Here is a 23,508-nt window from a genome sequence, read left to right on the forward strand (position 1 = left end):
GCCGGACACATCTCCGGCACCTCATTATGCTGATGCTTCCTAATCTGCCCTACTGGTTAAAAATCTTGCTTCTATATTTCGCCTTTGCAATTGTTTCCCTGATGGGTGCAAGCGCGACGATGCGGGCAGCTTTTCCCAACGGGGTTTTTGGGAGTCTGATCGATCCGGCTACAGGGCAAGCTGACGGCATGGAGCTGCTTAAGAATATTCTGACTCTGGCAGCAGGCTATATGCTATTGATAACGCTCGTTTTTCAACGCTTTCGCGGGGGCGAGTAAGGACTCGCAAAATGGCTCTGGTGATAAGACACAGGCCGTGATGCTTTTCATCACTTGTGCTTGCGCAATGCTCGTGTTTGCATAACTGATATTCATTCAATCCCTTTATTTTGTATTATAAGCAGAGTATTGTCCGCCGAACTGGGCTGTGCTGGCGCATATATACGTAGCAAAGACACAGCCCCTTGCGATTGCTGGTTTCCCTCGGGTTCCCGATCACTTAGCAATCTGTTCCAATGGCGCGGATTGGTTGGACCGCAAAAAAGAGGTGACCCTTTGCTCTCTGCACTTGGGATTTTGATTGCTGCGCTTGGTGGGCTGATGTTCCTGCCCGCGGCAATAGATTTGGCCTTTTTTCATGACGATTGGCTCGTCTTCGTCGGTGGTGGTTCCATTTCGGTTGGTTTTGGCGTTGCGCTTTTTCTGGCTATGCGTGGTCAGGAAGGGGAGTGGAATGTTCGCAAGGCTATTCTTTTCGTCAATGGCATCTGGATTCTGGTCAGCCTGTTTGCCTCTCTTCCGCTATATTTTTCGTCGCTCCACTTGAGCTTTGTGGATGCATTTTTCGAGACAGTTTCGGGGCTAACAACCACCGGGTCAACGGTTCTGAGTGGCTTGGATACCATGGCCCCGGGCTTGTTGTTCTGGCGATCCTTCATGCAATGGATCGGTGGCTTGGGTATCGTCGCCATTAGTGTGACCATTTTGCCTATGTTGGGCTCGGGGGGACAGAAGTTATTTTTTCTCGAATCGTCCGAACAGAGCGATAATCCCTATCCCCGCATTCGTGATTTTGCTGCCAAGATTGCCTTGGTGTATTTTGTTTTGACCGTCAGTTGTGCCGTATCGTATTTTCTATTGGGCATGACATTCTTTGAGGCCATCAACCATGCGATGACCACCGTTTCTACGGGAGGATTTTCTACATCTGATGGCTCAATGGGGCATTTCAATAGCATGGGCATTCTGTTGGCGGCTTCCTTCTTTATGTTTTTGGGTGGTCTGCCTTTTCTGTATATGTTGCGCTTTTTTGCTTCTGACAAACCCAAAGACCCACAGATTGCCCTTTATGTAAGGGGGGTGATCTTCGCGACCCTGCTGGTGTTTGCCGCCAAGGAAGCGTTGCATCCTGATACGGGCTTTGAGGATTTGGTTCTTAGTCTGTTTAATGTCATTTCCATTGTAACCACCACAGGGTTTGCCTCTGGCGATTATCAGCTTTGGGGCCCTCTGTTCTGGGCGATCTTTTTGGGGCTAACTTTCTTTGGCGCTTGTTCCGGTTCCACGTCAGGGGGGCTTAAGCAATTCCGGTTCGTTGTTGCCTGGTTGGTGATCAAAGATGCTGTGGCCAAAATGGTCCATCCTGATCGGGTTGTGCCGATGCGGTACGGTCTTAAGGTCGTAGACAATGACATGGCTGCTTCAACGATGTGTCTGGTGTTTTTGTTCTTCGCCACTTTCACTGTCTTTGCAGTGCTGTTGGAAATGTCCGGTCTAGATTTCATCACGTCCGTCAGTGCATCGGCTACAGCCATCGCCAATGTGGGGCCGGGGTTGGGCGAAATCATCGGGCCTGCGGGCAATTTTACCTCACTACCGGATATCGCCAAATGGCTGTTGTCATTGGAGATGATTCTGGGCCGGCTTGAAATCTTATCCGGCTTGGCGATTTTTATGCCTGCATTCTGGCGTTGGTGAGTGCGCTATGTTTGCGCTCATTTCATGCTTTTGACGCTTGGTTCGTTTGAGAATTGTTCTAACGCGTGAGATGTGACAGGTTGGAGACTCCCTAATAGTCAAAGACCTGTTATGTCTCATTTAGAATTTCCCCACAAAGAAACATCTGAAGAAGTCGAGCCGCGGCTTTCGGGTTTTGTTTGGTATCGCCAAGGCATGCGCCATTTGCTATCCACTCCGGCGCTAGTGCTTTGTTTGTCTTTTTTGGGGTTTGGTGGATTTGCGCGGGAAAGCGGCATTGATATTGTGCATGCGATGGTGATGACGATCAGCGTGTGGGCCTTGCCAAGCAAGGTTGTGTTGGTTGGTGGGATTGTGTCCGGAGCAGGCCTTGCCGCTATTGCTACCGCCGTTGCGCTTGCTTCTGTGCGGCTTATGCCGATGATTGTCGCATTTATTCCCGAATTGCGAGACAAAGACACGCCTGCCTGGAAACTTTATGGACTGTCGCATGTCACAGCTGTCACCTCATGGGTGTTCGGTATGCAAAAATTGCCAGAGCTGCCGCGCTATGCACGTGTCCCTTTTTATGCAGGGTTCGCTTTGACACTTTCGATCATAAATACCGGTGTCACAGCCTTGGGGTATGGCATCGCAGGGGTGGTGCCGCCGATCGTCGCGGCCGCTTTGTTCTTAACGACACCACTTTATTTTATGTTGACTTTGCCTAGTGCGGCGCGGTTGGTGTCAGATCGCCTTGCTCTGGTGTTCGGTTATGCGCTCGGACCTGTTTTTGCGCTGCTGACACCGGGGATGGATTTGATCTGGACCGGATTGGTGGGTGGGCTTGCGGCTTATGCCATCGGTTATGTCGGGAGGCGACGGTTATGACCCTGACGTTTGGTGCTTTTGATGCCCCTTGGTGGCCCTATCTGTTCATCATTCTGGCGGGCACATTGCCTACCGATGTTTGGCGCTGGTTGGGAGTGAGCTTTGCCGGGCGGCTGCGTGATGATAGTGAGTGGATTTTGCTGGCCCGTGCGATTGCGAATGCGCTGGTTGCTGGCGTAATTATGCGCCTGATCTTGTTTCCCAGCGGGGCCTTGCAAGATGTGCCTGTCTGGATTCGTCTGGTTGCTGTTGGGCTTTCTCTGGGGTTGTATTTCAGTCTTTGGCGCAATCTTCTGCTTGCCGTTGCGGTGGGTGGAAGCAGTCTGGTGGGGCTTTCAATGTTGTTTGGCGTTTAAACAAAAAAGACCCTCGTGAGGGCCTTTGTGTGTTTGTTGGGCTGGATTGGTGGTCTTACATTTTGTCCAAAACAGCGCGCAGTTTTTCAGCTTGTTGGGCCAAAAGGTCGCCGTCGGCCATATCGCCGGTATGTGGACGCAGGGAGACGCCTTCCTTGCGCGGAATGATGTGCATATGCAGATGAAATATGACCTGCCCACCAGCGCTTTCGTTGAACTGCTGAATGGTGATGCCATCGGCTTCAAACGCGATCATCTGAGCCTGGGCAATCTTTTGTGTGGTTGCCATGACCGCATTGATGTCTTCGGTGGCGACGTCAAGCATATTGCGTGAGGCATTCTTGGGGATTACCAAGGTGTGGCCGTCCGCACGGGGCATGATATCCATGATTGCGACGGTCATGTCGTCTTCATAGACCTTATGCGAGGGGATTTCTCCACGCAGGATCTTGGCAAAAATATTCTCAGAAGCATAGGCGGGCGTTGTCATTGGTCGGTTCCGTTTTTTGCAAAAGGACTAGGGTTTTTGTGAGTCTAACAGCGGATCGGCCGGATTGCTATGCATCACCCTTTTTGAAAGGCGATAGTGTGGTGAGAAAGTCCTGTTCGGCCTCGGCCGCCTGTCGTTCCCGTTGTAAATAGTCGTCGATAGCCTCACGAAAAGCGGGATGAGCAATCCAGTGGGCTGACCATGTGGTTTGCGGGATATAACCGCGTGCCAGTTTATGCTCGCCTTGTGCGCCGGCCTCGACACACAACATTTTATGCGCAATCGCCCAATCAATAGCCTGATGGTAGCAGAGCTCAAAATGCAGGCAAGGATAGTCGCCCACAGTGCCCCAGTATCGTCCATACAGCGTGTCTCCACCAATAAAATTGAGAGCCCCGGCAACCGGTGTGTCATTGTCATAGGCCATGATCAGCAGGATCTTGTCTGCCAACCGCTCGCCGATGAGGGAGAAAAAGGCGCGGTTAAGATAGGGACGCCCCCATTTACGTGCCCCTGTATCCATATAGAAGTCATAGAAGGCGTCCCAGTCGGCTTCGGTGATGTCGCTGCCCTGTTTGTGCCGAATGATCAGTCCGTGCTTTTGTGCAGTTTTGCGCTCTTTTCGGATATTTTTTCGTTTTCGCGAGGACAGTTGCGCCAGAAAGTCATCATAACTTTCATAGTCTTCGTTCACCCAGTGGAACTGTTGGTCCCTGCGTACCAGAAACCCCTGTTTTTCAAATTCGGATTTTTGATCCTCTGGCAAAAAGGTCAGGTGGGATGATGATATTGGATAACGTTCGCAGAGTTGCTGCATACCGTTGGCCATTGCGGCGAGGGCTGTGCTGAGGTTGATGCCCTTGCGAGCCAACACTTTGGGGGCGTTGACGGGGGTGAAGGGGATAGCGCTTTGCAGCTTGGGGTAATATTGGCCTCCGGAGCGTTCCAGTGCATCAGCCCAGGCGTGGTCAAAAACATACTCACCTTGGCTGTGTGATTTGAGATACAGCGGCAAAACAGCCAGAGTTTGTGCTGTTTCATCCCTCAAGGCCATGTGATGGGGCAACCATCCGGTTTGTTCGCAAACACAACCAGACAGCTCCAGTGCCTCTAGAAAGGCATAGGAGAGAAAGGGGTTGGCTTTGGTTGGGCTTAGGGTGTCACCAAGACAGGCATTCCACGCGGCTTCACCAATTTCACGAATGGAATGGATGATATGCAGCTGATAGCCAGATGTATCAGGCATGTAGAATCCTTAGAAAACTATACATTTACAGAGATTTAGGTCACCTCGTCAGGATTATAACCCTCAAACGTGACCTGATCACAATATTTTAGAGCGTGGATGTGGCTTTCTGCGCTTTTTGTGGTCCAGCATATCGATGGCATATCATAAACTGTTTTGAAGACATCAACGCTGGGGGTCGGGAAGTCCTCTATGCAATAGGAAATGAAATTCGGCTGGCTGTGCTTGGCATGCAGCAAATGCGTTGCTTGATAGCGGTTCTCATCGCTTAAATCATGACCAATCTCGTCACGAAAATAATTACAAGACACGATGCCGCGTGGACGCTTGGTCATGGGGATCAAGTTTTGAACGATTGCGGGCGAAAAGCTCATCAAAGCCAGCGGTCCGTCATAGCCATGCACAGCATCCGCGACGGCTTTCTCTAGGCGACCATCAGCAACCTTTGGCGTTTTGAGCTCGACGATGAGAGCTACCTTGCCTGCCACCTGAACCAACAGATCAGAAAGTTCGGTGATACGATCGGATCCGTGCTTGAAAGCGATGCTGGACAATGCCGCCAGAGAGTGCTCGTCAACACGTCCGCTGCCGTTGGTGAGGCGATCCAGACTATAGTCATGAAAAACAGCTGCCTTGCCATCGCTGGTGATCTGAACATCCAGCTCAATAGAAAAGTCGTGGGCAATTGCTTTCTCAAAAGCCTGCGTGCAATTCTCGACTATTCCGTTGTATTTGTTATGAAATCCACGGTGGGCAATGGGACGTTTTGTCAACCATTTGAGATCTTGCTGATGCATGGGGACCTGCCGAATCAACTGCACAATAAACGAGAGTGTTGCTTTGACACTTTGGATGTCCAAAGTGGTTGAGACAACGCTTTGTTTTAACATGTAGAGACATTTCAAGCGCATTCAATAGCGCTTGAAATGTCTTAGTACAGATACCGACGCTATCAGGCTTAACTCAGTTCGACAATGGCTTCTATCTCAACAGCCACACCAAATGGCAGTGACGCTGCAGAGACTGCTGAACGCGCATGGCGACCTTTATCACCGAACACTTCAACCATGAAGTTGGAAGCGCCATTGATGACCGCAGGTTGTTCGGAAAAATCACCGGTTGAATTGACAAAACCGACCAATTTGACGACACGAGCGACTTTATCCAGATCGCCAGTGGCCGCTTTCATTTGAGCAATGAGATTGATTGCGCACAGTTTGGCGGCGTCTGCACCTTGGGCGGTTTGCATGGTATCGCCCAATTTCCCCTGAAACTGGATGCCGTCAGCGTTCATCGGAATTTGACCTGAAATGAATAGCTGGTTGCCGGTTTTAACGAACGGTACATAGTTGGCGGCAGGGGCTGCTGCCTCTGGCAGTGTGATTCCGAGTTCTGAAAGTTTGGCTTCAATAATGCCTGACATGAGGTTTCTCCGTGGGATTTTAAATTGAATTGTGGGATGTAATAAACGGGCAACAGCCCTTTATGTCTTGATTTCCACTTTTAGGTGACCGTGGTGGGCATTGCCAGAAAAACCTTGTCTGGCACACGCATTTCAGGCCAAGATTGGCAGTAACTATTTCACCCTTGGCGGCTTGCCGCTTATATTCATGGTTTGATTTTGAGATTGCTTTTTAAACGTTCCTTCGTTGCCGGATTTCTTCTCGTGTGTTGTTGCAGTTTTGTGCAGGCGCAGACCGAGCATGAGGTGCAGGTGTTGGCACCGCATCGCGTTGTCTATGAAATAGCACTCAGTGACAAAAAGAGTGGAGTGGCGCAGCCCGCATCGTTGTTTTCTTTGTCTGGTCGCATGGTGTACGAGATGACGGGGGACGTCTGCGACGGCTATTCAATGACCCAAAGACTGGTGACATCATCAGAATTGACGGAAGGCGAGATGGCTTTGGAGGATGTCCAGCTGGCCAGTTTTGAAAGCCCGAAAGGAGAGGGGTTTCAGTTTGCTACTCGCCGCTTGTTGAACCAGAAACTGCGTCAAACTTTGCGCGGTTCGGCTGAATCTGCAGGGGAAAGCACTCAGTTATCCATGAAGGAACCGGTAAAAAAGGAGCTGGTTTTACCTCACAAGGCTTTGTTTCCGATGGGGTATTTACGCGCAATGATCGCAGCTGCGAAGGGTGGTGAGACAATTGTGTCTGCCTATTTGTTTGATGGTGCTGACAGAGTTGGGGAGTATTACCATGCAACCGCCTCTATTGGTCGTGAAAGGATCGGACCAGACCAGACCGGCGCTCTTGCGCTTATGCAAGGCAAGCGACATTGGCCAGTCACCATTGCCTATTTCATCGTAGGGGAGCAAGCCGAAGACATGACGCCGTTGTATGAAATATCGACCGAGTTGTATGAAAACGGGGTCAACAGTGATCTATATCTTGATTTTGGAGACTATGCTCTGGATGCCACGGTGACCGATTTGGAACTATTGCCTCAACCGGACTGTCGCCAATCGCATGATTAGTTGATGCCGCTGTCTTCATCGGGTTTTTGTGCCGAGTGGATAGGGGGATGTTGGTTTGTATTGGGCTTGTCGGGGCTGAGTTTGGCCTTCATGGTAAGACCTAGTTCAACCATTTTACCGCCAAATTTTTCGCTCAGTTTGTCGATGGCTTTTTCTGCCTGGGCGCGTTTACCGGCTTGTGCATCAACCAAATCTGGTGGATCGGCAAACTCGGCTGAATGCAGTTCATTCAGGCCAATGCCGATGAGGCGGAAACTGCGTCCGCTGCCCAGTTCTTTAAGCAGCATGTCCTTGCCAATCGAATAAACTTTGTCGGCCAACTGGGTCGGGTCGGACAGCGAGCGACTGCGGGTGATGCTTTTGAATTGAGGGTTTTTGAGTTTCAGCGTAATGGTGCGCCCTGCCAGATTTGCCTTTTTGGCGCGGTTTGCTGTGTCCTCTGACAAGCGCCGTAAGATAGGCAACAGATCCTCTGCATTTGAGAGATCGGTGTTGAAGGTGGTTTCTGAACTGATGCTCTTGGTTTCCGAGCGAGGCGAAACCGTTCTGTGATCCTCCCCTCGAGCCAGTCTTACAAGTCGCAATCCGAGCGAGCCGAAACGTTTGGCAAGCTCGGTCTCATCGGCGGTCTGTAATTGCCCGATGGTGTGAAAGCCCTCCATGGCTAATTTCTTTTGAGACACCTTGCCAACTCCCCAGATCAACGAGATTGGTTTGTCCTTGAGAAAGGCAAGGGTTTCCTGCTTACCGATCAAGGAAAATCCGCGCGGTTTTTCAAAGTCAGATGCGATTTTGGCGAGGAATTTGTTGTGGCTCAGTCCCACTGACACGGAAATGCCGATTTCTTTTTCGACCGAATGCACAAAGCGGGCAAGGGTCATGGCTGGGTAGGCGTGGTGCAGGCGTTCTGTTCCCGTCAAATCTAGAAAAGCTTCGTCAATGGACAAAGGTTCCACCAGTGGGGTCAGCTCTTGCATTGCGGTTCTGATCTGGCGACCGACTTTGCTGTATTTTTTCATATCGGGCCGAATGATCACCGCATCGGGGCAAAGCTTTTTTGCTTGAAACATTGGCATGGCGGATTTGACGCCGCGAATGCGCGCGATATAGCAGGCCGTGGACACCACACCGCGTTGCGCTCCTCCTATGATCACGGGCCGGTCACGAATTTCGGGATTGTCTCGTTTTTCAACGGAAGCGTAGAAAGAATCGCAGTCGATATGGGCAATGGACAGGGCACGCAATTCTGCATGACACAGCAGCCGGGGCGATCCGCAATGAGGACATCGTTTGGGCGCCCCATCGCCATCCATAAGGCAATCACGGCAAAGAAACTGTTGCGCTGTGCTCATATCAGATCACTGTTGCTTGCACCGCCTTGGTGCGACATATCGAGATTTATCCAGATGGCGGAATGTTGGTTAATATGCGCCGGTTGATGCCATACTCATGGGGTCAAGTTTGGCTTTGGCGATCACTACGTCTTCGGGCGCCAAACCGTTGTTGCTGGTAAAGGCTAATACCAGAGAATCATCTGTCAAAATGAAGTCGAGAATCGCAGCCAAAAAGGACGGCTCCGACGCCACGGCACGTAAATCCGAGGTATCAAGGCCTGATAGTGACAAGAATCTTCCCATCAGATCGGTATCGCTCGACAAATAGCCTAATGCTTTGATGGCAATAGCTTCTGCGGTTTCAAAGGATTGGCCGGAGTGATTGATATTCATCGACTGTGTTTGTCCTTTTGAAAGGTTTGATCTGTATAGATGTTTCAAGCGATAATACCGCATCTGATGCAGAAGCCCAGATCTATTCGATTGTGGGATCATGTCTGTCAAACACACCTCCGATCTGTGGACGGAAACATGGCCAAAAAAATACTCATTGTCGAAGACAACGAGCTGAATATGAAACTGTTTCTCGACCTGCTTGAAGCTTATGGCTATGACACCATTGGCACACGAAATGGTCTGGAAGCGCTGGATTTGGCTCGCGATCACCGGCCCGATCTGATTTTGATGGATATCCAACTGCCTGAAGTATCGGGTCTTGAGGTCACCAAGTGGCTGAAAGAAGATGATGATCTGCGTTCGATTCCTGTTGTTGCGGTTACGGCATTCGCGATGAAAGGCGATGAGGAACGGATTCGTCAGGGTGGTTGCGAAGCCTATTTGTCCAAACCGATTTCTGTCGCAAAGTTTATTGAGACCGTGCGCACCTACGCAGGTGATGCATAAGGCCGATTTGAGGAATTTGTATGTCCGCGCGTGTTCTTGTCGTTGATGATATTGCAGCCAATGTGAAGCTTCTTGAAGCACGTTTGATGGCTGACTATTTCGATGTTTTGTGCGCCTATAGTGGCGCTGAAGCCTTGGATATTCTAGACAAGAATATGGTGGATATTGTTCTGTTGGACGTCATGATGCCCGAGATGGATGGCTTTGAAGTCTGTCGTCGCATCAAATCCAATCCAAAGACCATGCATATCCCTGTGGTGATGGTGACTGCTCTCGATCAAGTGAGCGATCGTGTAACGGGCCTGCAAGCCGGTGCTGATGATTTTCTGACAAAGCCGGTTAATGATATGGCGCTGATTTCCCGCGTCAAAAGCCTCGTTCGCATTAAGATGATGACTGATGAACTGCGTTCTCGTGCCAATACCTCCGAGCAAATGGGCCTGGACGATGGTGCGTTTTTGGACCGTTTGATGCATCAGGAGGGCGGCAAGATTTTGCTCGTTGACGATATGCGGTCAAATGCTGAGCGCGTCAGCAAGCAAGTGCGGGGGAAATTTGAACTCTTTCTTGAAAACGACCCACAGTTGGCGCTCAGACGTTGCACAGACGAGAATTTTGATTGTGTGCTGGTCAATTTGAGTATGCGTACTTTTGATGCTCTGAGGCTTTGTGCGCAAATGCGCTCATTGGAAACGACCCGTATGTTGCCTATTCTCGTTTTGGCCGATGAAAGCGAACAGGCGAGGATCATGCGTGCCCTCGATTTGGGGGTGAATGACTATATTCGGCAGCCTGTCGACAGGAATGAGTTGCTTGCTCGTATGAACACGCAAGTCTTGCGTAAACGTTATACCGATGCTTTGAGGGAGTCTGTCCAGCATACAATGGAATTGGCCATTATGGATGGGCTGACTAAACTGTATAATCGGCGCTATATGACATCGCATTTGAATTCTTTGTTGGTGGCAGCGCAAGAAAAGCAAAAGCCAATGTCCGTTTTGCTTTTGGATATCGACTTTTTCAAATCAGTGAATGACACCTATGGGCACGATGCCGGTGATGAGGTCTTGCGGGAATTTTCGCAACGGATGCGTCAGAATACGCGTGGTATTGATCTGGTGTGCCGCTATGGTGGCGAAGAGTTCGTCGTGGTTATGCCCGACACAGATCATTCTTTGGCTATGGTGGTGGCGGAGCGCATTCGCAAGAAAGTTGCCGAGAAGCCTTTCATCATTCACAAGGGTCGCCAAATGATCGATGTAACAGTCTCAATTGGGTTAGCATCGACGCTGAACGGTGAAGAGTCACAAGATGTGATGTTGAAAAAAGCTGATCAAGCACTTTATAATGCCAAGAAAGAAGGCCGCAACCGTGTGGTTTCTTCTGGCGATGCTGCTGCGTAATCCATTTTTTTGAAGTGCGCTTCAACTTTTTTCTTTTCAAGTTTCAAAGCCCATTTTTAAAACGCGCATAATAACACAAAGCTTGATTACGCCGTTTCTAACTGATTCTGGCTTAAATACGCGTTTGTGCGTATCAATAGTTAAGCCGAATCTGGATTAGAACTGCGGATAGGGCCGCATTGTGAGCGTTTTCTCGCCAATACAAGTAGGAATCCTTCGTATTTTGAACGGATTTACCTTAATTCTTCATCATTTTTTGTATTTCCTAACGTTTGGTTAAACAATTCGTTGAAATTGTCGCCGCTTTTGTTAGGTTTGTCTTGTGCGTTGTGAAATGGGGATGAGCAATTGTGCTGCGTAGTTCTTTGTTGCGCGTTTTTAGTACCCCCAGTTTTTATCAATTTTTCCCCTGCGGAAAACTCAGGTCCGCCGCATCTCCTGAGCCCGTAGGGCTTGGTCGGTTCAGAAGCAGCAAGAGTGGCCTCCTCAAAGTGGTCTGCAGCTGAACCGGCCATCCTTTTCCAAACAATTCCCACTATCACTGTTTGAAACGGCCAAGGGATTTTGTCTGTTGGATGCATTTCCGGTTTTTTCTTTCAACAAATCAATATCGTTAGAGTCTGTCTAATGCTGTGTAGAGAGCAGGGACCATTTGTGATTTGTGAGTGCATGGTTGGGCTGTATTCAGGCTTTTGAGCCGAATTCAAAAAGAATGGGGAACAAAGAAAACAAAAGTTTGGGCACAAAAAAACCCGCTTGTAAAAAACAAGCGGGTTTCTAAAACTTTGCTGAAAGAAAGCTTATTTGATTTTAGCTTCTTTAAATTCAACATGTTTCTTGGCCACAGGATCGTATTTCCGCTGAACCATTTTTTCGGTCATAGTGCGGGAATTCTTCTTGGTGACATAGAAGTAACCCGTGTCAGCGGTGCTGACCAGGCGGATTTTGATTGTTGTTGCCTTAGCCATAGTAACTCATCCGTCTATTGGACCCGCAAACAGGGGGGAAGCCAAAGGGCGTTCCGATCGTTGCCGGGTCTAAGATGCGCTGAGGGGTAAGCTACCTGCTCAGCAAAAAAACCTGTTTCGAAGCGACAAACTAGTCAAAGCTGGCCTATTGTCAAGTGTGCAACTGTGTTTATCGACGCAAAGTTAAAGTAGATGCCTCAATAGGCACGATTTTGGTCGCTGAATGGCTCAGATCGGACCATTTTATATTTCGGCCCTGACCATCGATTTACCAATCATGTAAAAGTAAGGCGTTGGTTCTTTGGGGGTGAAGTCCGGATCTCGTATGAGTCGGGCTTCCAGTTCCGTTAAGATCTCCAGCGTTATGCGTGGTAAATCTAGATTGCAGGCGTCCGGAATCGTCAGCCAATGCAGGTCTTCCAGTTCACCTGTTGGTCCTGTCTCTTCGGGTAAGCGCGCTGCTATGTGGGCCGAGTCGACAGCGAAAAAACGCGTGTCAAACCGGCGGGTGCGCCCCGGAGGGGTGACTGCACGGGCAATGAATCGGAAAGGCGCAAGGTTGGGTAATATTTCGCGTTCCTTGAATGCTTCCCAATCTCCCCCTTTTAAACGTTTGTCTGTTCCCTTGGTGCCTAGAAACAGGCCCGCTTCTTCATAGGTTTCACGAACGGCACACATCACCAACGCGCGCATACGAGTATCGCTGTTGCCGTTTTTGGCTTGATACCTTAGTTTTTCCATCACATGCGGATGCAGGTCGCTGGCATAGGGGACAAAACGATCTGTTGCATCAAGACGGCCACCCGGGAAAACGAATTTCCCCGGCATGAAGCGGTGTTTCATGTGCCTGCGGCCCATAAGGATCTTAGGCTCTGCATGCTCTCGATCCAGAATGATCAGTGTCGCAGCATCCTTGGGGCGCGTTGTTGGCTGATTCTTGTCGTGAAAATTAGCCGCATTTGCTGTCAGCTCGGGATGCGGGATCGGCGGGCTTGATGATCGTGTGGGCATAAGTCATTTCGCAAGTATGAGCGGACAAAAAGTATGACAGGAAGACGGTTTTACGCTTCAGGCAGGTCAGGCTCGGCGTTCGGGTCAAAGCCATGCATATAATTGGCCCATTGCAATGCAACGATGGCGCCCTTGATTGGCCTGAGGAAAGCCAGCGACATGGCAATGGTAATGGGGATCCAAATAGCCATGTGTATCCATAAGGCCGGTTTAAAGGTGATCTCGGACCAAATCAAAAGCGAAACGACAATGTGGCCGACAATGAAAATTGTAAAATATGGCGGTGCGTCGTCGGCTCTGTGATGGGAATAGTCTTCATGACAATGGCTACACTTGGGTGTGATCGCCAAAAAACCGTTAAATAGGCGGCCGGATTTGCAATTTGGACAACGCCCCATGCACCCTTGCAGCATAGCCGCTAGCACTGGTCTGTGGGGTTTGGTTTCAATCGAAACCGTATTCAGGGCAAGGCTCGTCAAAGGTCAGATCTCCTAATCAATATCCAATGGCATGCCAGCAATTGTTGTTCCTGTCGCTTGATATTCTCAGTGGCCACGTCCCTTTTTGCTTCTTGAGCGTGTTGTGCCTGGTTTCTTCTTGCCCGCACCCTTTTTGTTGGCCATGCCGCGTCCATTCTTTGGAGAGAGGCGTGCTGGCCGTCCTTTGGGGTGCTTGCGTCCTTCTGAGAGCATTTCGAAGCGCAGGGCCCCTGCAAGAGGCGCTGCTTCTACCAATTTGACTTCTACGCTATCACCAAGTCGGAAGGTTTCGCCAGTGGCTTCCCCTATCATTTGGTGGTGTGCTTCGTCATAAACATAATAATCATGCCCCAGAGTGGAGGCTGGTATGAAGCCATCCGCACCGGTGTCTGTGAGCTGTACGAACAGCCCCACACGCGTAACCCCGCCGATTTTCCCTTGGAAAGTGGCTCCAACGCGGTCAGACAAGAAAGCGGCAATCAAACGATCCTTGGTATCGCGTTCTGCTGACATGGCGCGGCGTTCGGTTGTGGAAATGTGCGATGCGATATCACTCAAGCGCCCTTCGAAGCCTGCCGGAAGCCCGTCGTCGCCGACTTTCAATGCCGCAATCAAGGCGCGATGGACAATCAGATCGGCATACCGACGGATTGGGGAGGTAAAGTGGGCATAGCGGTGCAGGTTTAGTCCGAAGTGTCCGATATTCTCAGGATTATATTCAGCCTGTGCTTGGCTGCGTAGGACCACTTGACTGACAAGGTGGGCCTGTTCTGTTTGGGCTGATCTTTTCAGAATGGTATTGAACATCGAGGGGCGCAGGTTGCCACCTTTGGGTAAATTGATGTCCAGCGAGGCGAGAAATTCCCGAAGGCCTTCCAGCTTTTCAGCAGAGGGGTTGTCGTGGATACGATAAACAAGACCTTGTTTGTGTTTCTCCAGCGTTTCTGCTGCAGCCACGTTGGCTTGTATCATAAATTCTTCGACCAGCTTATGGGCGTCCAGACGCGGAGGCACAAACACACGGTCGATGGTGCCATCAGGCTTGAGCAGCATTTTGCGTTCAGGAAGGTCCAGCTCTAGGGGCTCGCGATTGTCGCGTCCGGCCTTGAGGGTCTCATATCCCTGCCATAGGGGCTTGAGGATAGTGTCAAGGATAGTTGCCGTCTTTACGTCTGTTTGTCCTTCAATGGCGCTCTGAGCCTGATTGTAAGACACTCCAGCAGCGACGCGGATCATCACCCGATGAAAAGTGTGGCGCTTTTTTTGGCCGTTCTTGTCAAAAATCATGCGCACAGCGAGGGCCGGGCGATCTTGGTCTTCTTTCAGCGAGCAGAGATCGTTGGAGATACGCTCGGGCAGCATCGGCACAACGCGGTCCGGGAAATAGACCGAGTTGCCGCGCTTGAGGGCCTCTTCGTCGAGCTTGGAGCCAAGTCGGATATGGTGGGCTACGTCGGCAATCGCGACATAGGCAATGGTGCCGCCTTCATTGTTTGCGTCGGTATCTGGCTCGGCATAGATGGCGTCATCATGATCTTTTGCGTCTGCCGGATCAATGGTGATCAATGGCACGTCACGCCAGTCTTCTCGGCCCATCAGGCCGGGCTGGGTCGCGCGTTCGGCTTCTTGGATGACCGCATCGGGGAAAATATAGGGAATACCCAGAGCGTGAATGGATATCATGCTGACAGCTTGCTCAGACGCCATCGGGCCAATCACTTCACGCACATGGGCCCGCGGCACTTTTGAACGGCCCGAACGGGTGATGGAAACCGCGATTAGGTCGCCTTCCTGCGCGTCGCCTCTAGCTGAATCGTCTATAGACACTTCGCGGGTTTTCTTGTCGATGGGCACAAGACGGCCGCCGCCGTTGATCGGATCGCGCCGGTAGATGCCGAGGATCGAATCCTCGCGCTTGGGCATTATTTTGATAACGCGAACCGCTTGCCTGACGCCGGGAACTTCAAACTGTTCAAAATCCTTGTCAATCAGCTTTGCCAATACGCGGTCGCCCACGCCCGGCACTGCCTTGGATTTTTTATCCGGTTCAATCAGCAGTTTGGGAGGTGGGCTGTTATCATCGCTTTCCCAGTTGACAGGTACGCCGATGAGGTCGCCGTCACGGTCTCTCTCGGTGATGCGATAGACACCAACCGCAGGCAATTCGCCCGCTTTTACCAATCGTTTGCGATTTTTCTCAATATGGCCGTCTTCGGTCAGTTCTTTGAGCAAACGCTTGAGGCCTATGCGGGCGCCTCCGGTGATGTTGAATGCGCGCGCGATCTCGCGTTTGCCTGCCTTGCCTGGGTTTTCGGCAATGAAGGCAAGCACGTCTTCCTTGGAAGGAAGGCCGTCCTCACTTGTGGGTCTGCGTCTACGTATCACGTGCAGGTCTTTCTATACAGTCGCGAGGCCGGAGGAATGGTACCATCAATCTCAGGTTTCTTCGGTTCCTTCGGGCGCAGCTTTTGCTGCTGGTTTTTTCTTAGCTGCGGTCTTTTTAGCAGGAGCCTTTTTCGAGGCTGCTTTTTTTGCCGCGGGTTTTTTGGTGGCTGGTTTTTTGGCGGCAGCTTTCTTTTTCGGGCTTGCGCCTGCTTTGGCTGCGATCATTTCCAGCGCCTGTTCCAAAGTCACACTTTCAGGGGCGATATCTTTGGGTAGGGTAGCATTGATTTTACCATGATTGACATAGGGGCCATAGCGACCAGATTTAACAGCAATGGCACCGCCATCAGGATGTTCGCCCAGTTCTTTGAGGACTTGTGCTGCACCACGACCGCCGCCTTTGGCACGTTTTTCAGCCAACAGACTGACCGCATGGTTGAGCCCAACTGTGAAAATGTCTTCAACGCTTGGTAAATTGGCATAGGTGCCTGCATGCAGCACAAAGGGACCGTAACGGCCAAGTCCTGCCTGAATCATTTTTTCATCTTCAGGATGTGGTCCAACATCACGCGGCAAGGAGAGCAGCTTCAAGGCGCGTTCCAGATCAATACTGTCCAGTTCCCAGCCTTTGGGGATCGATGAGCGCGGTGGCTTTTTATCTTCGCCCAACTGAACGTATGGTCCGAACCGGCCCGTGCGCAACGAGACTTCCAGATTTGTTTCCGGATCGGTGCCCAGAACTTTGGGTCCGCTGTCTGCGCCATTTTGGTCTTGACCGTTGCCATCTGCGTTCAACTGGCGAGTAAACCCGCACTCAGGATAGTTGGAGCAACCGACAAACGCGCCATAGCGGCTGGTTTTGAGGCTCAACTGACCTGTTTCGCACGATGGACATTTGCGCGGGTCGACACCTTCTTCCTTGGGGGGAAAGGCATAGGCGGCGAGCACTTCGTTCAGGGTATCAAGCACCTGACTGACTCGCAGCTCTTTGGTGCCGTCAACATGTGAAGAGAATTCAATCCAGAATTCACGTAGCACGTCTTTCCACTGGAGCTCACCCGAGGAAATGCGATCGAGCTTTTCTTCCAGATCAGCCGTGAAATCATATTGCACATATCGTTCAAAGAAGTTTGATAGGAAGCCAGTCACCAGACGCCCTTTGGAGTCTGGGATCAAACGCTTTTTGTCCAGAACCACATAACCGCGATCACGCAGCACCGATAAGGTGGCCGTGTAAGTGGAAGGGCGACCGATGCCCAACTCTTCCATGCGCTTAATTAGCGTAGCTTCGGTGTAGCGTGGAGGTGGTTCGGTGTGGTGTTGAGTGGCGGTGATCTCTTTTTGCTTGAGAGCTTCCCCTTGGCTCACGGGGGGCAAGCGCTTGCTTTCTTCGTCTTCGTCGTCGTCTTTGCTCTCGGTATAGAGGGCAAGAAAGCCGTCGAATCGCACAACCGTACCCGTTGCGCGCAGATCTGCGCTGCGTAAACCATCTTTGGCTGCGATCTCAATCGTGGTGCGTTCCATCTGGGCCGAAGCCATTTGGCTGGCCATGGTCCGGCGCCAAATCAAGGTGTAGAGTTTGAGCTGCTCTTCATCCAAATATTGCGCCATCTGTTTCGGGTGGCGGGCAACATCGGTTGGGCGGATCGCCTCGTGCGCTTCCTGTGCGTTTTTCGCTTTGGTTGTATATACGCGCGGCTTATCAGGCACATAGTTTTTACCGAACTCGGACTCGATCGTGCTTCGAATGGGGCCAATGGCTTCAGGAGTGATTTCCACGCCATCTGTACGCATGTAGGTAATCAGGCCGGTGGTCTCGCCGCCAAGTGTGATGCCTTCATATAGTTTCTGAGCTACCTGCATGGTGCGGGCAGCCGCAAATCCGAGTTTACGTGATGCTTCTTGTTGCAGCGTTGATGTTGTGAAGGGCGCAAAGGGATTGCGCTTGACGGGTTTGGCCTCAACAGAGCGGATAGACAGATTGGCTTGTTCGACCAGCTTTTTGATGTCAGAGGCTTGTGTTTCGTTGGTGATGTCCAGCCGTGCGAGTTTGTTGCCATCGACCGCCACGATGCGCGCTTGCAAGTCAGCGCCCGCTGCGGTTTGAAGATCAGCCAGAACAGACCAGTATTCTTGAGGAATGAAGCGTTCAATTTCTTCTTCGCGCTGACAAACCAAGCGCAAAGAAACAGATTGTACACGTCCGGCAGACCGTGCTCCGGGCAATTTGCGCCAGAGCACCGGCGACAGAGTAAAGCCAACGAGATAGTCAAGCGCACGGCGGGCCAAATAGGCATCAACGAGTGGTGTGTCAATCTCGCGAGGATGCTTCATGGCTTCAAGGATGGATTCTTTTGTAATCGCGTTGAACACAACCCTCTCAACCGGTTTGTCTTTTAGCACGCGTTTGTTTTTCAACACCTGCAACACATGCCAAGAGATGGCTTCTCCCTCTCTATCGGGGTCAGTCGCGAGGATGATGCGGTCAGATTCTTTGACGGCAGTTGCGATTTCGGAGAGGCGCTTTTTTGACTTTGCGTCGGCCTCCCAAGTCATAGCAAAGTCGTCATCTGGCAGTACAGAACCGTCCTTTGAGGGCAAGTCTCGGACGTGGCCGTAAGAAGCCAAAACCTTATAATTGCTGCCTAAATACTTGTTGATGGTCTTTGCTTTGGCTGGTGACTCAACGATTACTAAGTCCATGTGAACCCCGTACTGTCCATCTCACACCATTCCGCACCAGAGACATGGGAGGTTGTGGTCGGTTGGTGGTAAATTTCTCTGATTCTTTTAAAGTTGCTCCTTGTCACATGACGACTTCCCACACCAAGGTCAAGGGCAGTGCGCATATTCTGCTGAGATATTTTGTCTTTCGCACAAGGCGGGTATTTTTCAAAATACAACCATTTGTATATATATTGGTTATATACAATCGTAATTGTTGGGTGTATTGTAATTGCAACCAGCAGTGACTGGGCTTGCCCCATCGCTCGTTCAATTATGTATTTGGAGAGAGCTGTGCCTCAAAAAGCGAAAGCAGACGTTAGCGGATCGGAGACAAAGACCGCCGATTACGTATATGCCCATTTGAAAGAATTGACCCAGATGGCGCGACAAGAGAATTTGACGATGTTGGTATATTTGCTTGAAATGGCGCAAATAGAAGCGATGGAATTATCTCAACAAATTCGCCCTGCCGGTCGGCGCTGATTGCGGGTCGAGCAGCGACCAATTACCGTATATGCAGCTGTGGGGACCGACTGTTGGCTGCCAGTCAGGGCTTGAGTGAGACGGCTTGATTGCCGTGTCGCTCCAGTCTTCCTGCCAAATCCAGCTCAAGCAGAATGATTTGCGCCTGACTTGGGCTCACGCCAGATTGCCGAACAAGCTCATCAATGGCGATCGGGGTCGGTCCGAGGCTTTGAATGAAGCGATCGCGCGATTTAACCGGTAACGCGTCTTCAAAATCAAACGGTTCGGAGCTGCTTGCGTTTTCTCGCAGCAAAGGCGGTTGATATTTGAGGGATGGTGTATGGTTGGGCAAAGCTGCCAGAATATCATCCGCTTCGCATACAAGGCAGGCGCCTTGCTTAATTAAATGATTGGTTCCATCAGAACGCGGGTCCAAGGGGGACCCCGGGATCGCAAAAACCTCACGTCCTTGTTCCAGAGCATAGCGCGCGGTAATAAGCGATCCTGAGCGTTTAGCGGCTTCAATCACCAATGTCCCAGCTGCCACACCAGAGATGATGCGATTTCGACGAGGGAAATCCTGCGCGCGGGCCTGCCAATTCCAAGGCATTTCGGAGACCAACAAACCGTTTTCTGCAATCGCGTGGGCGAGTTTGATGTTTTCCTTGGGGTAAATTCTGTTGAGACCACCCGCGACAATCGCGATGGTGCCTGTATAAAGGCTCGCCTTGTGGGCCTCCGTGTCAATGCCTCTGGCGAGACCGGATGCAATCACGATGCCCTTTTGCCCCAAATCCCGGGCAATGTTTTGTGTCAGCTTGAGTCCGCTGGCAGAGCAATTGCGTGATCCTACAATGGCGACTGCCGTTTTGTGAGACCATTGACCATCTCCCACAATCGTGAGCAAAGGCGGTGGGGCGTGGATATGTGCGAGGTCTTGAGGGTAGTCCGGTTCACCCAAAGCCACCAGCCGCGCTCCGCCTTGGTAAATTTGGTTCCATTCCGTTTCAACATCCTGTTGTGTGGCTATGCGAACGGATTTCTTGGCACCGCCCCGTCGGGACAGGGTAGGCAGGGCATCAAGTGCTTTCTCTGCTGATCCAAAATGGGCACAAAGGTCATGAAAGGTTGCTGGGCCAACATTATCGCAGCGAATGAGTCGCAGCCAATTGAAACGTTGGCGGTCTGTCAGATACTGATCTTGTGACCCGGATCCATGGTTCTGGCTATTGAGATCCGAGGAATGTCCGTTTGAAAGGGCTTGGTCAGGAGCCATATTGGTCAGCATGTCCTGCTGATCCGTTGTCATGATGCGTTGCTTTCGGGTGGCTCTGCCTGACCATCGCCATCGGTCGCTTCGGATGTCTTTTTGTTGCCGCCGATCCGGCTCTCGGTTCCATTCAGCAATCGATTGATGTTGGCTCTGTGTTTGACCCAAAGAATAGCCGACAAGACCGCAAATAGTTCTGCCAATTGCCATTCACTAAAACCGAACAGGGCGAAGGGCATCAGGGCGCTGGCGATCAAGGCCGACAGCGATGAATAACGGGTGATGTAGGCTGCTGCGAGCCAAATGAAGCCAAAAAGCAAAGCGGCGGGCCAGAAAAGGCCAGCCAAAACACCAATATAAGTTGCTACACCTTTGCCACCTTTGAATTTAAGCCAAAAGGGAAAGAGATGGCCAAGAAAGGCTCCGACACCTGCCAGATTGGCGGTCTCATTGCCCCATTCCGCGGCGATGAGCACGGCAAAGGTGCCTTTGAGCATGTCGCCCAGAAGAGTGAGAGCGGCCAGCTTTTTGTTGCCTGTGCGCAAGACATTGGTCGCGCCGATGTTGCCTGAGCCGATGCTGCGCACATCGCCCAGGCCGCCTAATTTGGTCAGGATCAAACCAAAAGGTGTTGACCCCAACAGATAGCCAAACGCCAGTGCGGCGAAGAAATAGGGCAGGGAGTGGCTCCAGCTGATTGGATCGGGCATTTTGTTCGTCTCCCTGATGTAAAGGTCTGCCTAATGCGAAGGTCGGACCAATGTATGGGCCGACCTTCGAGTGATTCTTCGGGCCGTTACTTATTTGGGATCGTAGTGGTGAACCAGTTGTCCTTCAACGTATGTTTGCAAAACCCGTCCAGAGAAGCGTGCCTTGTGGAAGGCTGTATTTTTTGAACGTGATTTTAGGTCGTCCCGATCCATCACCCACGGCTCGTTCGGATCAAAGAGGATCACATCCGCAGGAAGACCCGGTTGGAGACTGCCTGCTTTTAATCTGAGCAAGGACGCCGGTGTTGTTGATAGGGCTTTGAAGGCTTGCATCAACGTCAATTGATCGTTGTGGACCAGCCGCATGGTAGCAGCCAACATGGTTTCCAGACCAACCGCGCCGTCGGCACATTCCGCAAAGGGGTGGCGTTTGGTATCGACATCTTGTGGATCGTGAGCCGAAACAATCACATCTATGGTGCCATCCGCGACACCGGCGATCATGGCTTGCCGCTCGTCTTCCGAGCGCAGTGGCGGCGACATTTTGTAGAAGGTGCGATACAGACCGATGTCATTTTCATTCAGCGTCAGATGATTGATGGATACACCACAGGTGACATCCAGCCCCTTGTCTTTGGCGCGCCGAATGATCTCAAGGCTTTCCGCGCAGGAAATCTGTCCGGCGTGGTAACGACAGCCCGTGAGTTGGGCGAGGCGAATGTCGCGGGCCACCATGATAGTTTCGGCTTCGGCGGGTATGCCGGGTAGACCAAGGCGTGTCGAGGTTTCGCCAAGATTCATTACACCGTTGCCAACCAGATCGGGATCTTCTGGGTGATGGACGATTAAGGCATCAAAATCATGGGCATAGGTCATCACGCGACGCATGATTTGGGCGTTGGTAATGGCTTTGCGACCATTGCTGAGCGCCACGGCTCCTGCTTGTAACATCAGGCCGATTTCGGTCATTTCCTTGCCGGCAAGGCCTCTGGTCATGGCAGCATAGGGGTGGACATGAACGCGAGCGGTATCGCGGGCGCGGCGGGTGATGAAATCTACCAGTGCGATGTCGTCGATTACCGGATCGGTATCCGGCATGCAGGCAATAGAGGTGACACCTCCGGCGGCCGCCGCTTTGCTGGCGCTTTTCAGGGTCTCGCGGTGTTCTGCACCGGGTTCGCCGGTTGTGACATGCATGTCAACAAGGCCGGGAGCAGCAATCTTACCGCCGCCGTCAATACGCAGGATATCGGTGGGCAGTTGGCCTGCAACATTGGCACCGATGGCTTTGATCTTGCCTTCTTCGATCAGGATTGCGCCGTGCTCTTCAAGGCCGGTTGATGGGTCGAGCAATTGCACATTGGTGAGGGCGAAGGCTGCTTGTTGTCGTTCTGACATGGTCATTTCCCTCTTAATCCAGATCTTCAGGGCCAAGCTCTAGGCTGTTTTTGGCGAGCGTTTCGATGACGGCCATGCGTACGGCAACACCCATTTCAACCTGCTCATGAATAACCGAACGGCCAGAATCCGCCACCGAGCTATCGATTTCTACACCTCGGTTCATAGGGCCGGGGTGCATGACGATGGCGTCTTGATGCGCATATTTTAGTTTTTCTTCGTCCAGACCATAGAAGTGAAAATATTCGCGGATAGAAGGCACAAAAGCGCCGTTCATGCGTTCGAGCTGCAAGCGCAACATCATCACCACGTCAGCGCCATCAAGGCCCTTGCGCATGTCGCGGAAGGTTTTGACACCCAGTGCTTCCACGTCTGCAGGCAATAGAGTGGAGGGAGCGACCAACCGGACCTCCGCTCCCATGGCATTGAGCAACAAAATGTTGGATCGTGCAACGCGGGAGTGCAGAATGTCGCCGCAAATGGCAACCACCAGATTTTGCAATGTGCCTTTGTGACGGCGGATGGTGAGCGCGTCGAGCAGGGCCTGTGTCGGATGTTCATGAGCGCCGTCACCGGCATTGATCACCGAACAGCCGACCTTGCGGGCAAGCAGTTGTGGAGCGCCAGCGGCGGCATGACGCACAACCAGAATGTCGGGATGCATCGCATTCAACGTCATGGCTGTGTCGAGCAAGGTTTCGCCTTTGGATACGGCAGAGTTTTTCACTGCCATATTCATCACATCAGCGCCAAGGCGTTTGCCTGCAAGCTCAAACGAGCTTTGGGTGCGGGTGGAGGCTTCGAAAAACAGATTGATTTGGGTGCGGCCTTTGAGGGCCACTTTTTTCTTTTCAATCCGTCGGGAGATATCAACCGCTTCTTCAGAAAGGTCCAAAAGAGCATTGATTTCAAGTTGATTAAGCCCGGCTATTCCGAGCAGATGGCGGTGCGCAAATGCCACGTCTTTATCCTAGCGTTTTGGGGTTTCGCTAGAAGTAGACCTATAGGTGGAAAGTTTGATTGCCGCAAGGGCTAGCAACG

Annotated in this window: 24 protein-coding genes; 8 read left to right on the forward strand and 16 right to left on the reverse strand. The window is 51.4% G+C overall.

What is annotated here, in order from left to right; all coding sequences use genetic code 11:
- Window positions 1–26: 26 nt before the first annotated feature.
- From C0081_RS08065 to C0081_RS08080, 4 genes are all read left to right on the forward strand, one after another.
- A complete protein-coding gene (locus C0081_RS08065) occupies window positions 27–278 on the forward strand; it encodes a hypothetical protein (RefSeq protein ID WP_101533310.1) in 252 nt (83 codons plus the stop codon).
- A 276-nt stretch (window positions 279–554) separates the two neighbouring features.
- The gene (locus C0081_RS08070) at window positions 555–1,976 is read left to right on the forward strand and encodes a TrkH family potassium uptake protein (RefSeq protein ID WP_146006427.1); all 1,422 of its coding nucleotides are present in this window, start codon (window positions 555–557) and stop codon (window positions 1,974–1,976) included.
- Between the two features lie 111 nt (window positions 1,977–2,087).
- A complete protein-coding gene (locus C0081_RS08075; RefSeq protein ID WP_101533312.1) occupies window positions 2,088–2,846 on the forward strand; it encodes an AzlC family ABC transporter permease in 759 nt (252 codons plus the stop codon).
- Window positions 2,843–3,202: an AzlD domain-containing protein gene (locus C0081_RS08080; RefSeq protein ID WP_101533313.1), complete on the forward strand. Its 360-nt coding sequence runs from the start codon at window positions 2,843–2,845 to the stop codon at window positions 3,200–3,202. Before C0081_RS08075 ends, C0081_RS08080 begins: the two co-directional genes overlap by 4 nt.
- Before the next feature lie 55 nt (window positions 3,203–3,257).
- On the opposite strand, the gene C0081_RS08085 is transcribed toward C0081_RS08080, so the two are convergent.
- The 4 genes from C0081_RS08085 to C0081_RS08100 all read right to left on the reverse strand — a co-directional run bounded on the left by C0081_RS08085 (window position 3,258) and on the right by C0081_RS08100 (window position 6,361).
- Complete coding sequence (locus C0081_RS08085) at window positions 3,258–3,692, reverse strand: HIT family protein (RefSeq protein WP_101533314.1); 435 nt, start codon at window positions 3,690–3,692, stop codon at window positions 3,258–3,260.
- Window positions 3,693–3,759: 67 nt separating this feature from the next.
- Entirely contained in the window at window positions 3,760–4,938 is a 1,179-nt protein-coding gene (locus C0081_RS08090) for a GNAT family N-acetyltransferase (RefSeq protein WP_101533315.1), read from the reverse strand.
- A gap of 35 nt (window positions 4,939–4,973) precedes the next feature.
- A complete protein-coding gene (locus tag C0081_RS08095; RefSeq protein WP_180966808.1) occupies window positions 4,974–5,735 on the reverse strand; it encodes a glycerophosphodiester phosphodiesterase family protein in 762 nt (253 codons plus the stop codon).
- A 161-nt stretch (window positions 5,736–5,896) separates the two neighbouring features.
- Window positions 5,897–6,361 (reverse strand): RidA family protein, encoded by a 465-nt coding sequence (locus C0081_RS08100; RefSeq protein ID WP_101533317.1) that lies wholly within the window; start codon window positions 6,359–6,361, stop codon window positions 5,897–5,899.
- 291 nt (window positions 6,362–6,652) lie between these two features.
- On the opposite strand from C0081_RS08100, the gene C0081_RS08105 reads away from it, so the two are divergent.
- Window positions 6,653–7,414, forward strand: a complete 762-nt coding sequence (locus C0081_RS08105) for an EipB family protein (RefSeq protein ID WP_180966809.1) — start codon at window positions 6,653–6,655, stop codon at window positions 7,412–7,414.
- Here C0081_RS08105 and C0081_RS08110 read toward each other — a convergent pair.
- The gene (locus C0081_RS08110; RefSeq protein ID WP_101533319.1) at window positions 7,411–8,766 is read right to left on the reverse strand and encodes a DNA polymerase IV; all 1,356 of its coding nucleotides are present in this window, start codon (window positions 8,764–8,766) and stop codon (window positions 7,411–7,413) included. The genes C0081_RS08105 and C0081_RS08110 overlap by 4 nt on opposite strands.
- Before the next feature lie 69 nt (window positions 8,767–8,835).
- Entirely contained in the window at window positions 8,836–9,141 is a 306-nt protein-coding gene (locus C0081_RS08115; protein ID WP_101533320.1) for a DUF3572 domain-containing protein, read from the reverse strand.
- Between the two features lie 138 nt (window positions 9,142–9,279).
- Between C0081_RS08115 and C0081_RS08120 the strand changes: the two genes are divergently transcribed.
- Together C0081_RS08120 and C0081_RS08125 are read left to right on the forward strand one after the other, a co-directional pair.
- Window positions 9,280–9,651 carry a response regulator gene (locus tag C0081_RS08120; RefSeq protein WP_101533321.1) on the forward strand — a complete coding sequence of 124 codons (372 nt, stop codon included), beginning with the start codon at window positions 9,280–9,282 and terminating at the stop codon, window positions 9,649–9,651.
- A gap of 20 nt (window positions 9,652–9,671) precedes the next feature.
- On the forward strand, window positions 9,672–11,054 hold the full coding sequence (locus C0081_RS08125; RefSeq protein ID WP_101533322.1) for a PleD family two-component system response regulator: 1,383 nt from the start codon (window positions 9,672–9,674) through the stop codon (window positions 11,052–11,054).
- A gap of 233 nt (window positions 11,055–11,287) precedes the next feature.
- On the opposite strand, the gene C0081_RS08130 is transcribed toward C0081_RS08125, so the two are convergent.
- The 6 genes from C0081_RS08130 to topA all read right to left on the reverse strand — a co-directional run bounded on the left by C0081_RS08130 (window position 11,288) and on the right by topA (window position 18,600).
- Window positions 11,288–11,635 (reverse strand): hypothetical protein, encoded by a 348-nt coding sequence (locus C0081_RS08130; RefSeq protein ID WP_101533323.1) that lies wholly within the window; start codon window positions 11,633–11,635, stop codon window positions 11,288–11,290.
- Window positions 11,636–11,854: 219 nt separating this feature from the next.
- Entirely contained in the window at window positions 11,855–12,022 is a 168-nt protein-coding gene (gene rpmG, locus C0081_RS08135; protein ID WP_101533324.1) for a 50S ribosomal protein L33, read from the reverse strand.
- Between the two features lie 243 nt (window positions 12,023–12,265).
- Complete coding sequence (locus tag C0081_RS08140) at window positions 12,266–13,033, reverse strand: NUDIX hydrolase (protein WP_210200443.1); 768 nt, start codon at window positions 13,031–13,033, stop codon at window positions 12,266–12,268.
- Between the two features lie 50 nt (window positions 13,034–13,083).
- Window positions 13,084–13,512: a DUF983 domain-containing protein gene (locus tag C0081_RS08145; RefSeq protein WP_245417886.1), complete on the reverse strand. Its 429-nt coding sequence runs from the start codon at window positions 13,510–13,512 to the stop codon at window positions 13,084–13,086.
- A 66-nt stretch (window positions 13,513–13,578) separates the two neighbouring features.
- The gene (gene rnr / locus C0081_RS08150; protein WP_245417887.1) at window positions 13,579–15,897 is read right to left on the reverse strand and encodes a ribonuclease R; all 2,319 of its coding nucleotides are present in this window, start codon (window positions 15,895–15,897) and stop codon (window positions 13,579–13,581) included.
- Between the two features lie 51 nt (window positions 15,898–15,948).
- Window positions 15,949–18,600, reverse strand: coding sequence for a type I DNA topoisomerase (gene topA, locus C0081_RS08155; protein WP_101533327.1), 2,652 nt, complete (start codon window positions 18,598–18,600; stop codon window positions 15,949–15,951).
- 315 nt (window positions 18,601–18,915) lie between these two features.
- Between topA and C0081_RS08165 the strand changes: the two genes are divergently transcribed.
- The gene (locus C0081_RS08165; protein WP_101533329.1) at window positions 18,916–19,107 is read left to right on the forward strand and encodes a hypothetical protein; all 192 of its coding nucleotides are present in this window, start codon (window positions 18,916–18,918) and stop codon (window positions 19,105–19,107) included.
- 64 nt (window positions 19,108–19,171) lie between these two features.
- Here C0081_RS08165 and dprA read toward each other — a convergent pair whose 3' ends face one another.
- From dprA to C0081_RS08185, 4 genes are all read right to left on the reverse strand, one after another.
- Window positions 19,172–20,398, reverse strand: coding sequence for a DNA-processing protein DprA (dprA, locus tag C0081_RS08170; RefSeq protein ID WP_245417888.1), 1,227 nt, complete (start codon window positions 20,396–20,398; stop codon window positions 19,172–19,174).
- On the reverse strand, window positions 20,395–21,069 hold the full coding sequence (gene plsY / locus C0081_RS08175) for a glycerol-3-phosphate 1-O-acyltransferase PlsY (protein WP_101533330.1): 675 nt from the start codon (window positions 21,067–21,069) through the stop codon (window positions 20,395–20,397). Before plsY ends, dprA begins: the two co-directional genes overlap by 4 nt.
- Before the next feature lie 90 nt (window positions 21,070–21,159).
- Window positions 21,160–22,467: a dihydroorotase gene (locus C0081_RS08180; protein ID WP_101533331.1), complete on the reverse strand. Its 1,308-nt coding sequence runs from the start codon at window positions 22,465–22,467 to the stop codon at window positions 21,160–21,162.
- Window positions 22,468–22,480: 13 nt separating this feature from the next.
- Window positions 22,481–23,428 (reverse strand): aspartate carbamoyltransferase catalytic subunit, encoded by a 948-nt coding sequence (locus tag C0081_RS08185; RefSeq protein ID WP_101533332.1) that lies wholly within the window; start codon window positions 23,426–23,428, stop codon window positions 22,481–22,483.
- Window positions 23,429–23,508 lie beyond the last annotated feature (80 nt).

It is taken from the genome of Cohaesibacter celericrescens, assembly GCF_002866925.1.
Classification (GTDB): Bacteria; Pseudomonadota; Alphaproteobacteria; order Rhizobiales; family Cohaesibacteraceae; genus Cohaesibacter; species Cohaesibacter celericrescens.

Coding starts and splice junctions, on each gene's coding strand:
- C0081_RS08065 (WP_101533310.1), top strand. CDS start 27: ATGCTGATGCTTCCTAATCTGCCCTACTGGTTAAAAATCTTGCTTCTA.
- C0081_RS08075 (WP_101533312.1), top strand. CDS start 2,088: ATGTCTCATTTAGAATTTCCCCACAAAGAAACATCTGAAGAAGTCGAG.
- C0081_RS08080 (WP_101533313.1), top strand. CDS start 2,843: ATGACCCTGACGTTTGGTGCTTTTGATGCCCCTTGGTGGCCCTATCTG.
- C0081_RS08085 (WP_101533314.1), bottom strand. CDS start 3,692: ATGACAACGCCCGCCTATGCTTCTGAGAATATTTTTGCCAAGATCCTG.
- C0081_RS08090 (WP_101533315.1), bottom strand. CDS start 4,938: ATGCCTGATACATCTGGCTATCAGCTGCATATCATCCATTCCATTCGT.
- C0081_RS08095 (WP_180966808.1), bottom strand. CDS start 5,735: ATGCATCAGCAAGATCTCAAATGGTTGACAAAACGTCCCATTGCCCAC.
- C0081_RS08100 (WP_101533317.1), bottom strand. CDS start 6,361: ATGTCAGGCATTATTGAAGCCAAACTTTCAGAACTCGGAATCACACTG.
- C0081_RS08110 (WP_101533319.1), bottom strand. CDS start 8,766: ATGAGCACAGCGCAACAGTTTCTTTGCCGTGATTGCCTTATGGATGGC.
- C0081_RS08115 (WP_101533320.1), bottom strand. CDS start 9,141: ATGAATATCAATCACTCCGGCCAATCCTTTGAAACCGCAGAAGCTATT.
- C0081_RS08120 (WP_101533321.1), top strand. CDS start 9,280: ATGGCCAAAAAAATACTCATTGTCGAAGACAACGAGCTGAATATGAAA.
- C0081_RS08125 (WP_101533322.1), top strand. CDS start 9,672: ATGTCCGCGCGTGTTCTTGTCGTTGATGATATTGCAGCCAATGTGAAG.
- C0081_RS08130 (WP_101533323.1), bottom strand. CDS start 11,635: ATGCATCCAACAGACAAAATCCCTTGGCCGTTTCAAACAGTGATAGTG.
- rpmG (WP_101533324.1), bottom strand. CDS start 12,022: ATGGCTAAGGCAACAACAATCAAAATCCGCCTGGTCAGCACCGCTGAC.
- C0081_RS08140 (WP_210200443.1), bottom strand. CDS start 13,033: ATGCCCACACGATCATCAAGCCCGCCGATCCCGCATCCCGAGCTGACA.
- topA (WP_101533327.1), bottom strand. CDS start 18,600: ATGGACTTAGTAATCGTTGAGTCACCAGCCAAAGCAAAGACCATCAAC.
- dprA (WP_245417888.1), bottom strand. CDS start 20,398: ATGACAACGGATCAGCAGGACATGCTGACCAATATGGCTCCTGACCAA.
- plsY (WP_101533330.1), bottom strand. CDS start 21,069: ATGCCCGATCCAATCAGCTGGAGCCACTCCCTGCCCTATTTCTTCGCC.
- C0081_RS08180 (WP_101533331.1), bottom strand. CDS start 22,467: ATGTCAGAACGACAACAAGCAGCCTTCGCCCTCACCAATGTGCAATTG.